The organism is Lentibacillus sp., assembly GCF_035301675.1.
GTDB lineage: Bacteria > Bacillota > Bacilli > Bacillales > Amphibacillaceae > Lentibacillus.
This window is the reverse complement of record NZ_DATGTT010000068.1, coordinates 16,100-27,638: the sequence shown is the minus strand read 5'-3', so window position 1 is coordinate 27,638 and position 11,539 is coordinate 16,100. Positions and strand designations below refer to the sequence as shown.

The window sequence follows — 11,539 nt, the reverse complement described above, 5'->3', positions numbered from 1 at the left end:
GCTGGATACATCTCTCCTCCGCATTGTTCACAGTTAAATCTCGGTGGAGTTGTTGGATCCCCTCCATCCATCAAATCAAAATCTCTTACAACATCATAAGGAATTTCCTCTTCCTCATGACACATTAAACAATGATAATTGATCGACGTCTTCTTGGGTTGTAGATGATCGGTCCCCTTTTTCTTTTTGTGTTTCTTCCGTTTGTTTTGGTTTCGGAGTTTCTTCGAGATAGACAATCACCCTCTCCATATAGCGTCTTGCGTCAGTTGAAAATGCCACTTTTATTTCTAGTTTCCCATCCTCCGGACACACTTCCCCCATGTACTCATAATAATTGTCACAGTGTGGACATATCATGGGGTCTTTTTGGCCACTGGAAATAACACGCTCTCGCCATGTTTGGCGGCGAAGCGTTTTCTTCACTTTCAATATCCAGCGTCTTGTTCTTTGTTGCCATGCAGCCAACATTCTCTTGCTTAAGCTTTTGCTTCGTCTTGAGTACATGCCATAATGACGAATCGTTTTGAATTGCTCATCCGGAATATGCCGGATTAAGCGACTGATAAACGCTTCGGCAGTCAACGTTTCACGTTTCTCTTGATAATCTTTTTTATCGATGTATTTGAAGGTCACAGTTTGCCCATCATATGCCTCAATCCGATTGATTCCAATCGCTGGTCGACGCATATAACGGCCAATGTATCGCAGTTGATCCTTTATTTTCCCCCTTTGTTTTGGTGCATACACATAGAAGCCTTCCCCATTTTCGGAAAAAGCCTTTTGTAAGCGTGGCTGAACCTGTTTCTTTTCTTTCTTTGTCAGATTCTTTCTGATTAACTTTAATACCACGGTCTGCCATTGCTTTCGTAGCATCTTGAATGGAATATAATCGTATCCTTTCCAGTCTCCCTTTTTTGTCACCCCTCCCATGGTTACTAACATATGGACATGCGGATTAAAATTCACCCTTGAACCAAACGTATGTAAACCGGCTATGATACCTGGTTTTACCTTGGCTTTCTTTCCAAAGTAGTCCGAAATCAGTTTGGCTGCCTCATCCATCAATGGTTTTAGAAGATGGCGATGTAATAAAAATATCTCACGTAATCCTTCATCGATCGTAAATATCACGTGTCGATGGTTCACTTGTAAGACATCTTCTGTCAAAAGGCGGCTCCATTCTTCACTTTCTCCCAGGGAACAAGTTGTACAAAATCGTCCTTTACATCGATACGGAACTCTTCGAACATCATGACAGCCTTCGCAAACAAAGAGTTTAAATCCATTCTTCGAATTCCCGCAGTCACGAAATCGCTCAACCTCCTTTGTGACTACCGGTCGGATCCTATCTCCATGCTTCTTTTTAAATGACTCCCAATGTTGATTACTATCAAAAAAGATTTGCTTCATAATATTTTTCACCATAAATTAAAGATACCACAGTAAACAACACTGTGGTAGGGTCAAAAATTTATACTTTCTTATCTTTTAAAAAATCCGGGCAGTCAGTCAGCTGCCCGGACTTTTGCTCTTATATATAAATAAAAATAAAGGAGGAGTGAAAATAGTACAGACCCGGCCGCTGTCAGATAAATCATGCTATAGCCGAACACTGAGGCAATCTGACCGAACGATATCGCACCTATGCCCACACCAAAATCAAAACAGGAAAAGAATGTGGCATTGGCCATCCCGCGCCTGTTATCAGGTGACTCATTCACTGCCCATGCCTGAAGCGTCGGCTGGACAGCACCAAAACCAAGGCCATATAATCCAGCTGCAACAAGCATTATACTGGTGTTCGGCAGCCATGACAGGAGAAGCATGGCCAAGAAAATGAGTGCCGTCCCCGGCGGAAAAACATATAAATGCCCTTTTCGGTCATAGATTTTACCCGCAAACAACCTGGAAATCATCAGAAACAAGGCATAAACAAGAAAGTACAACTCAATCCCGGCCACACCGCTCTTTTCGGCATAAATGGGCAGAAAAGAGGCAATCCCGCCAAATGTGACGGTAATAAATAATAACAGCACGGACGGTCTGATCGCCGATTTTTCAAATATATCAAATTTAACCGTAGTTGATTTATGCTCCGATTGTTCCACACGCTTATAGCGAATTCGGGTCGACAGAATGAATGCTGTCAGTCCCAGCGCAGCACATATCAAAAATAGCGACGTGAACGAAATATACCCTGTTAGTGTCAAGCCCAGTGAAGGACCAAACGCAAGCGCCAGATTACCGGAGAGGCCAAAATAGCCCATCCCCTCACCACGGCGTTTCGGCGGAATAAGGTCAGTAGCGATCGTTCCTGTCGCTGTTGTTGATAATCCCCAGCCAACTCCCTGAACAACACGCATGATAAACAGCAACGCAATAATGGAAATAAATGCATATGACCCTACTGATAACACAAAAATGATCAAACCAGTCATGTAAACAAATGCGCGGCCTTTTGTTTCAAGAGCATGACCCGCATACGGCCTAAGCAGCAGTGCGGAAAACGTAAAAATACCGACAATCAATCCGATCTGCCGGTCATTTCCGCCAAGCTCCTCCACGAACAACGGAAGCGTTGGCATGGTCATTTGAAAACCTAGGAAAATAAAGAAATTAGCCAGGCAGATAATCACAAAATCTTTAGTCCAAATTTTATCTTGGACATGAGCTGCTTGAGTATGCACGCCAGTTGCCATGGTCTCTCCGTCCCTTTTCTTTAAGAATGGTGTTATTTAGGTACTCGAAATTCAGTATACATGGGTCCATCAGAATTTGGAATGGGAACAAGTGAGGAATTTCTGGCGGCTGCACCTGATTTCCAGATTTCCGCTGATGTTCCGGCAAACACGACCTGAATCAGCGAACTGGCAAACCCGCCAGGCTTCCTGCCACAAGCCGTTTTAATATGCCGGTATCGACATCGTTTCTGATTTTCGTGATGAGCGATGCCGAAATGACGAGCGACAAAATCAGATTGATCTGGACTGCCTCCCGCGGTTCGAACATTAACAGCAGAAACGGTGTTGCCATAATCGAAAAGCCGAAACCTGTACTTGTCTGCAAAATAGAAGCAACTAATATAATTAGAGAAAATAAAATAACTGTTTCCCAATAAACACCTGCTAAAAACTGATATTTTCACCAGTATAACAGATCGAATAAACCCGGGCATCGACCCGGGTCTCATGTTACACCAATCATATTCACTCACTGATGACCCCGCAGGCTAACCGCTCGCCGGCATCACCTGACGGCTGCGATTTATAATCATCCGCTCCCGAATGAATCATCAGCGCTGTTCCGCCTTCTTTCAGCAATGAGTTGTTTTTGCCTTTTTCCAAAGTAACCATTTCCGCTGCAGCATCCGCGAATACATTTCCGTCCTGATCAACCTTTATATTTTGCAAATCACCGGCATGCGGGCCCTCCGGATGTTCGAAGCCATGTTTGCCACCAGTCGGGTTGAAATGTCCGCCTGATGATTTAAAATCCGGTGCTTCACAGATGCCATTTTCATGAATATGGAAACCGTGCATTCCAGGCGGCAAATCAGTCGCCTCCAATGTAATCTTTACACCCGTATAAACAGGCCTGATCGTTGTTGTACCAATTTTTTCTTTATCTTGGTTGTACATTGTCACCTCCAGCTTTTCTGTTTCTTCACTAACCGGGGCCGATGTTTTAACTCCAGCATTTGAGCTGTTATTCTGTGTTTCTTCCACATCATACTCTTTATCGGCACAGGCAGCCAATAGCATGACAAATGCCAAGCTGTATATCACTATATATTTTTTCATATCGTCACTCTCCTTGTACTTCATGGAACTTTTTTCTTTTTTTAGTTTGTACGAAATTGGAAAACTTATACAGAACTGATGGCTTTGATAAAACTGGAGAGAGACGAAGGATTAAGTTAAATCTGCTGCACTGTAGTACTGATAAAATCTAAAAGGCCGCTGATAACTAACACAAGAAGCTGACCTTCCGATGGTAAAGGTCAGCTTCTTTTTAATAGCGACGTTTTCTGCTTATATCAGCTAGTTAATCTTCTATTTTACTTCGGTTCAGCACATTCATAATAACAACAAAAATAGCTGCAAAAAATGAAAAGATGACGCCACCATCCAATCGTCCGATAAAGTAAAAACAGACAAATGGTGTAATAATGGCAATCGCCAGACTGAGGTTCGGCTTTTTATCCAATAAATAGATAGCTAAAATTAACGCTGCCATTGTGATAATTGCTATGATCCATCCCATTTTATTCACCTTCCTGACAAAATCTGTGCAACAAATTTGGAATATCAACTGAATTCGCGGGATATCAACCGTATTTTTGGTATTTCAGCTTAATTTCCAGAATTTCGACTGAATTTTTGTGATGTCGACTTGACTTTTGGTTTATCAACATAATCTGTGAAATATCAATCGGGTTTTCGATTTATCGACTTAATTTATGAAATATCAAACCAATTTGTGGTTTATCTGCCCTACTTCCGATATTTCAGCCCTACTTCCGGAATTTCGACTGAAAAGAACACCTTATTATACCTTGTCACCAATAGTGACAATTTCAGCCGAATCAATAATTCCCTTTCTCTATTCTACACTTTTTCAATGATTTTTCCAGATTCACTTGACTTTTTCATACGGACATATACCGTATATATACAATATTAGTACCAAAAAATGAGCATCCAATTATCAATTTGCACATATTATGAAACTTGCGGACTATTTGTGCGTATTACAAGGCGGGAAACAAACTTTGGATCTGGAAGAAATTCTTTTATATCGATTAAATTCGAAGGGAAGTTTTTAACACGAAACGATTTAGCACGTTCAAATTAGAGAGGTGAACAACATATGGAAACAATGCTGACAGTCGACAGACTAAAGAAATCATTTAAGGACAAACAAGTTATTCAGGACATTACATTTGATGTACGAAAGGGAGAAATCATGGCCATTTTAGGGCCGAATGGCGCGGGTAAATCAACGACTATCCGCAATATTATGGGCATCATGTATCCCGATGAAGGGACCATTTCCTTCCAGGGTCATGATGAAATCCCGCGGCATAAAATTGGTTATTTGCCTGAAGAACGTGGTCTGTACAAAAATGTGAAAGTGATGGATATCCTGCTTTATTTGGCTGAACTGAAGGACTATCCGCTGAAAAGAGCCAAAGAGCGCGCACTCACTTATTTGAAAAAGTTTGATCTCGAAGGACAGGAAAACAGTTCGGTTGAGGAGCTTTCAAAAGGGATGGGACAGAAAGTACAGTTCATTTCTTCAATCATCCATGAGCCGGAACTCTTGATTCTGGATGAGCCTTTTTCCGGATTGGATCCGGTCAGCCAGGAACTATTTAAAAATGAAATCCGCAATCTGGCAGAAAACGGCACTGCGATTCTATTATCCTCGCATCAGATGAATCTGGTGGAAGAAATGTGTGACCGGTTGTTTATGATGCATAACGGCAAGCGGATCATTTATGGGGATATGGATGACGTCAAAGAGCGATACGCCAACTTTAAATGTACGATACGCGGGAAAAATAATCTGGATAAACTTAAAGGTCTTCCGGATGTTGAGCGGGTAAAGCAGGATGAGGATACCTCTGTCCTCTACTTGGCTAAACATGTCCAGGCAGTCAGCTGGCTGAAGAATTTACCTGAAAGCCTGTCTGTCCAGGAATTATCAATTGACCGCATATCATTGCACGAAATTTTCATCGATATCGCAACCGATGGGAATATTGCACAGGGAGAAGGTGTATCACATGCGTAATGCTATGAAGGTAGCTAAATGGGAAATTAAACGTAATCTGAAGAATAAATCCTTTTTAATCGGCTTATTTTTAACACCTGTACTATTTTTAGGATTTATGTTTTTTGGAAGTCTTTTTGGCGATTCTGAAGACAGCGGTGAAGCAACACAGGTATTTGTCAATGACCAGCTTGGAATGTTTGAAGGCTTGCAGCAAACGGTTGAAACAACTGACCTGAACTGGGACATCAAGACAACCAATGTGAATGAGGAAAATGTGGGGACTGAACTGGAATCCAGCGAGAATACCGCCTATATTTTCCTTGATGAACGAGCGCTGGAAGACGGGGTCATTCCTGTTTACACAAGTGAGGAAATCGAGCCGGGTTTCATGAATCAGGTACAGGTTCTGTCAAACCCGGTCAAAACACTCCAGATGCAGCAGCTTGGTCTATCTGACAAGCAACTTGCCGCTGTTTCCATGAATATTCAATTTGAGGAAACAACATCGGAGGAACTCGCTGCGGCTGATGGTGCAGAAACAGCAAGCGAGAGTGGCGGATTTCTCGGGGAAGACCCTTATGAACGAGTCATCCCAGGGGCCTTCGCAGCTATTATCCTGTTTTCCATTGTCGTCTCCGGAATGTATATTTTTCAGAGTGCGTCCAATGAGAAAAAGGACAAAATTGCCGAAATCATTTTATCATCACTTACCCCAGGTGAGTTGATGCAGGGGAAAATAATCGGCTACTTTGGCCTGGGAATGATTCAAGCGGCCGTATTTCTCGCGTTTGCCCTTCCGATCAGCATATGGAAGTTGGATAATGTGGCCATTCTGGAATATTTGCTTGTGCCTGAATTGATTCTGCTGATTGGTATCGCCATCCTTGGGTATTTCCTGTTTGCCGCATTGTTCGTTGGCGTCGGCGCTACGATGGCAGATATGTCAACAACCGGGAACTTCCAGGGTATGGTCATGATGCTCCCGTTCCTGCCGTTCATTTTTATCGCGCCGGTCATCAACGATCCAAGCGGAATTGTGGCCCAGGTCGGAACCTATATCCCATTTACAACGCCAGGCGTATTACTGATGCGTCTGATGGTGCTGGAAGAATGGCCATGGGTCGAAATCATCATTGCGCTGGCAATTCTGGTTGTTAGCATCTGGATACTAACGAAGGTTGCCGGGAAAATATTCAAGACCGGCATCCTCATGTACGGAAAAAACGCCACCCCAGCGGAAATTTGGAAATGGATCAGAGCATAACGAATCAGGGGAGCAGCTCCTAGACTCTAGTGGCAGCTCCCCTGATATCTTTTTCTATTTTCTGTTGATATTTCCGATCTTCTGTTGATACTTCTTTTCTTCTGCAGATAACGGCGATCTTCTGGGGATACTTAAGCTTTTCTGGCGATACTTCCGGTCTTCTGCTGATATTCGTACTCTCCTGCAAATTTCTCCGTTCTTCAAAAGTTGTTTCTAATAAAACCGCTTTCCTTACTTTGACAACAATGAAGCAGCACATTCAGCTGCTTCACCTCACAACTATTTGCCTATTTCAACATTCCATTTTTGCTCAGGATACAGCGGCATACGCTCTGCACGGTATGCCTGCCTGTGACTCTTCTTTTCAAAACCAGATATGACGAGTTCATAAATGACGTCTGCCGGCTCTTCATCATTGACTTCCACAACCCGGCTGTTCATGCCATCATCAGCGTCAATATAACCTGAGGTCACCAGCCGGTTTCCTGTGTCTTGAAGATAGTCCGCATCACCGACGATTTTTGAATAAAAGTCTTCACCGCGATCTTTGCCAAATTTCCAGACCTGCTCAATCGTCATTTCTTCTGGGTTGATACGATATTGGACGGCCTGGCTGAAATCCCCGCTGAGCGGATCTTTCCCGCGGGTGATCACAACATTATTATCAAACAGTAAATAATCAGTGGTCTTTTCATTATTATCAAAATCCGGCATTGTCATCGGGGCGTGCGGGCCGGCCGGGAATTTAAAGTCATCGCTTTTTGGCTCAAGCAGGTATTTATCATAAGCATCAGGCCATTTTTCATGATCGGCCAAAATCCAATCCACTTTCCCTTCCGGATAGGACATTTTCATCACTAAATCCTGGTGCCGGCTGGATATGACAATCGAGTCGTCTTTTTCCACGTACCAGATGGCATTTTGGTGGAACCAGTCGCCATCATCGGAAAATACATTCCCATACTCCTTGTAAAAATCTTCAGGGAACAAGTCGCGAATACTGAAATCCCGCACTGTTTTTCCTGTCTCCCGGTCAATTTCTATCATCTCATCCTCAATATACTCCGATTCCGTATCATGAACGGTGGCAAGAAAGTTTCCGTTTGGCAATTCAATCATTTCATGATGCACCACATTTGTATCCTCATAATCATCAAGCTGGATCAGATAAGAATTGTATACTTTTCCTAGCATATCCATCTCAAGCATTTCATTGTACTTATTCTGGCCCTTCTCTTTTGTAGCGTATAGGAGATGACCATTATCCAGGCGCTTGAAAACGTGTGAATTCCACAACGTTGAATACCAGCGTACATCAGCATTATGGTCAACTGCATATGCATACCGGGTACTTGGAATCACAAAAGTCATGCCGTTTTCCATTTTTTCAGGATGAGACGCTGCCGTTTCATTCGTCAAAAAATCGTCCGGCAGCGGATCTGTTTTAATAGTAAATGTGCTTGTTGCGGTTTCCCCGGCCTCAGTCGTCGCCTCTATAGTAATCGTATTTTCATAGTCTGGATAGAGGCCAAGCACAGGTATGGCATGTTTAGTTTTATAGTTATCATACGTACGCGAAATATCCCCGCGATCCTCTTTCCCTTCGACGGTCACAGTAAGTTTGACAGGTTCGTCCGTTTCAAACATGGCGAGTGCTGTTAACGGCGCAACTCCATATGGATCCAGTCTCACAAAAGGATTTTCCATCGAATAAGATCCTTCTTTATAATCTTTCCGAATTTTTTGTTCCATCTCTTCCTGTTCCTTCATACGGCGCGTGTCATAAGTGGAAAGCTGTTCCACTTCACCATCGGGATGAAATGAAACAGCTGTGCTGTCTGATGCTTCAACCTTTTTACCGGTACCTTTTATGGCGTCATCCGAGCTATTCCCGGCATACTCGATAACGACGAAAAATATCACCAGGATAATCGCCAGTATAACAAAGGTTGCCAAGGCTTTCCTCATTATGCCACCGCCTTCCATTTGAAAATTAGTATAATCCACTTTTTAGTATAAATGATGCAGTTGATGCCTACAAGTGAAGATATCAGCTGTAACTGTCAAAAATCTTGACATAAACATTTATTACAAGTGTAAAAAGTTCATAAAAAACCGTTCTAGTGCCATCCTAACTGCAAGGAGATGATTTCGTTGCGTGCAATATTCATTGTTTTCGGTGTCATAATTTTTTTAGCAGGCGTTGGAGAAACCAATTATATCCAGCCTATGGTTCATGCGGAAAAGGATATCCCGTCCTATGCCAAATGGGGACGACTTGCGATGAAGGAGACCCAATCCAGATACCCGAATGCGGATATCATCGACTACCTTCATCGGGGGCGTGAGAATAAAGATACGACATCAGTGGAAAAGTTCAAGCTATGGCTTCAGAAGGATGACAGGGAGTTCGGTGTCTTCATCAATATTGAATTCGATACCGAAACAGAAGACGTCATCGATATTACATTCAGGGAAACATCACAATAGCCTATTCCTCTGCCTCCATTGTGAACGTTTCTGTACTGCCGTCCCATTCAACGGTTACCTTAATGACCGCTTCCTGCCGCACGAGGTCGTTACCTCTGTCGGTAAAGAAGGTTTCATTCGGCGGCGAATTCGTAGTCCTCTCCATGACGCTGTTTGGTGTTACGTATTCATAACGCATCCTGCTCACGGAAGAAAGTTCCTCCAGCGACCCTTTATACATCAGCTCGAATGCTGAATTGGCATTGCTGTCAAGCTTAAGCACCTCTTCCTCCTCGTAAAAAACTTCCTTCCCTTCCACTTCAAATACGGCAGACCAATTTTCGCTTTCACCAGTGAATGTATAGTCATGTGAGATAACGTCCTTGTTTTGTGATTTGGGATCTTCCGTATCAACAACAAAGGTTACAGCAACAACCAAAATGACCAAGCCCGTAATGGCGGTGATGACTTTTCGCCTATTCAAGAATAATCACATCTTTTCTGAGTTTCGTTTATCGGCTTAAAACGACCACCACTCCTGTGTCTGCCGTTATAGCCAATTCCTGATCAGAGCGGATATCCCCCTAAACATCCACTTCGCCGGTAATATGATTAATTCCGGCAAAGAAAGAAGCAAATCAGCAATCCATCCCCGATCTTCTTTTTTTCTCCGTTCTTCCATGTCAACATGTTTCGCTGCCATTTATTAGAACCACCTCACTGCTGATTACAAAGTCTTGTACGTTTACGCTATATACGAATCATATGGGTCAAAAGTTTCGATAATGCGGCAATTTCATCTATCAATCTGGTATCTGCTTGTTTTTTTAGATTCTCTCATGTTATGATATTCAGCATAAAACGCCATTTCCATATTTTTCTCGGCATTTTTCCAAACACTCTTATTATTCTAGAACTTTTGAATGTTTTTTGTAAAAATGGCGTTTAGAATATTCTTGTAACGGATAATATGAGTTAATACAACAGAAAAGAGAGGAGAGGATTTTGTGGGGAAAGCACGAATAACACTTATTTCTGCCGGCTTTTTGCTATTATTATCTCTTATGTTCATGCCGAATGCCCTGGCAAATGATGGTCAAATTTACGGCGTTGGTGCTGATAACCTGAATGTCAGAACTGCTCCATCACGCAGCGCTGATGTGCTCGGTCAGCTATCTACCGGCGACCAGGCTGTCGTTTTCCAGAAAAAGCACGGATGGGCGCAAACCTATTATGATGGGCAAGTTGCCTGGGTTGCCGCACACTTTCTTTATCCAATGGAAGATGGTGCAGCCGCGAGCAGTCCATCTGCCGACAGCGAAGCAAACACAGCGGAAACCCAGCAGTCAACTGAACCATCCGGTACACTTAATGGCTACAACATTGTTCTGGACCCCGGTCATGGCGGAAAAGACCCTGGTGCCATTGGTTACGGAGACACTGTTGAAAAAACGCACACCATGAACACGGCATTCAGTGTTGCAGAGGAATTGCGCAAGGCAGGTGCTACCGTCATCATGACACGCTCAAATGATACATATGTATCGCTTGAAGACAGGGTCAATCTCAGCAGTGCGTATGCGACAGATGCCTTCATCAGTTTGCATTATAATGCATTCCCATTTCAGGGCATCAATGGATTCAGCACATATTACTATACCAATGGGAATGACCGTGAACTTGCAGGCGACATTCAATCCGGTCTGGAGCAGCATATGACACTGAATAGCCGTGGTCTTATGCAAAATAACTATCATGTAATGCGCGAGAACAGTGACTTAGCGGTTCTGGTGGAACTCGGTTTCATTACCAATCCGCATGACTTGTCAGTTATCCGCACCACAGATCACCAAGCAAATGTTGGTGAAGGGATTGCTGCAGGTCTTATGAATTATTTTAATTAACAGAGTAAAAAAGCTGTCCTTTGATGGACAGCTTTTTTTACTATAGACCTATAAATTGAGCAATAAGGAAAAAAGCAATGATTACCTCCGATAATTTCCCGGGAAATATTGAACCAGAATAATC

11 protein-coding genes and 1 pseudogene are annotated in these 11,539 nt (G+C 42.9%); 4 read left to right on the top strand and 8 right to left on the bottom strand.

What is annotated here, in order from left to right:
* Positions 1-114: 114 nt before the first annotated feature.
* The 5 genes and pseudogenes from VK097_RS12545 to VK097_RS12525 form a co-directional block, all read right to left on the bottom strand.
* On the bottom strand, positions 115-1,425 hold the full coding sequence (locus tag VK097_RS12545) for an IS91 family transposase (protein WP_422655535.1): 1,311 nt from the start codon (positions 1,423-1,425) through the stop codon (positions 115-117).
* 80 nt (positions 1,426-1,505) lie between these two features.
* Positions 1,506-2,699, bottom strand: a complete 1,194-nt coding sequence (locus VK097_RS12540; RefSeq protein ID WP_324212150.1) for an MFS transporter — start codon at positions 2,697-2,699, stop codon at positions 1,506-1,508.
* 166 nt (positions 2,700-2,865) lie between these two features.
* Positions 2,866-3,102, bottom strand: a pseudogene (locus VK097_RS12535) (TSUP family transporter); the annotation flags it as partial.
* 104 nt (positions 3,103-3,206) lie between these two features.
* On the bottom strand, positions 3,207-3,800 hold the full coding sequence (locus tag VK097_RS12530) for a superoxide dismutase family protein (protein WP_324212149.1): 594 nt from the start codon (positions 3,798-3,800) through the stop codon (positions 3,207-3,209).
* 244 nt (positions 3,801-4,044) lie between these two features.
* Positions 4,045-4,263 carry a hypothetical protein gene (locus VK097_RS12525; RefSeq protein ID WP_324212148.1) on the bottom strand — a complete coding sequence of 73 codons (219 nt, stop codon included), beginning with the start codon at positions 4,261-4,263 and terminating at the stop codon, positions 4,045-4,047.
* Positions 4,264-4,869: 606 nt separating this feature from the next.
* Here VK097_RS12525 and VK097_RS12520 point away from each other — a divergent pair.
* Together VK097_RS12520 and VK097_RS12515 are read left to right on the top strand one after the other, a co-directional pair.
* Positions 4,870-5,796 carry an ABC transporter ATP-binding protein gene (locus VK097_RS12520; protein WP_324212147.1) on the top strand — a complete coding sequence of 309 codons (927 nt, stop codon included), beginning with the start codon at positions 4,870-4,872 and terminating at the stop codon, positions 5,794-5,796.
* Positions 5,789-7,042: an ABC transporter permease gene (locus tag VK097_RS12515; RefSeq protein ID WP_324212146.1), complete on the top strand. Its 1,254-nt coding sequence runs from the start codon at positions 5,789-5,791 to the stop codon at positions 7,040-7,042. Before VK097_RS12520 ends, VK097_RS12515 begins: the two co-directional genes overlap by 8 nt.
* A gap of 279 nt (positions 7,043-7,321) precedes the next feature.
* Here the strand turns inward: VK097_RS12515 and VK097_RS12510 are convergent, their stop codons facing one another.
* Positions 7,322-9,010, bottom strand: a complete 1,689-nt coding sequence (locus VK097_RS12510) for an aryl-sulfate sulfotransferase (RefSeq protein ID WP_324212145.1) — start codon at positions 9,008-9,010, stop codon at positions 7,322-7,324.
* Positions 9,011-9,196: 186 nt separating this feature from the next.
* Here VK097_RS12510 and VK097_RS12505 point away from each other — a divergent pair, with 186 nt between their 5' ends.
* Positions 9,197-9,532, top strand: a complete 336-nt coding sequence (locus VK097_RS12505) for a DUF3889 domain-containing protein (RefSeq protein ID WP_324212144.1) — start codon at positions 9,197-9,199, stop codon at positions 9,530-9,532.
* Between the two features lies 1 nt (position 9,533).
* Here VK097_RS12505 and VK097_RS12500 read toward each other — a convergent pair whose 3' ends face one another.
* Together VK097_RS12500 and VK097_RS12495 are read right to left on the bottom strand one after the other, a co-directional pair.
* Complete coding sequence (locus VK097_RS12500; RefSeq protein ID WP_324212143.1) at positions 9,534-9,995, bottom strand: hypothetical protein; 462 nt, start codon at positions 9,993-9,995, stop codon at positions 9,534-9,536.
* 66 nt (positions 9,996-10,061) lie between these two features.
* Positions 10,062-10,214 carry a hypothetical protein gene (locus VK097_RS12495; RefSeq protein ID WP_324212142.1) on the bottom strand — a complete coding sequence of 51 codons (153 nt, stop codon included), beginning with the start codon at positions 10,212-10,214 and terminating at the stop codon, positions 10,062-10,064.
* A gap of 304 nt (positions 10,215-10,518) precedes the next feature.
* Here VK097_RS12495 and VK097_RS12490 point away from each other — a divergent pair, with 304 nt between their 5' ends.
* Positions 10,519-11,415, top strand: coding sequence for an N-acetylmuramoyl-L-alanine amidase family protein (locus VK097_RS12490; RefSeq protein ID WP_324212141.1), 897 nt, complete (start codon positions 10,519-10,521; stop codon positions 11,413-11,415).
* Positions 11,416-11,539 lie beyond the last annotated feature (124 nt).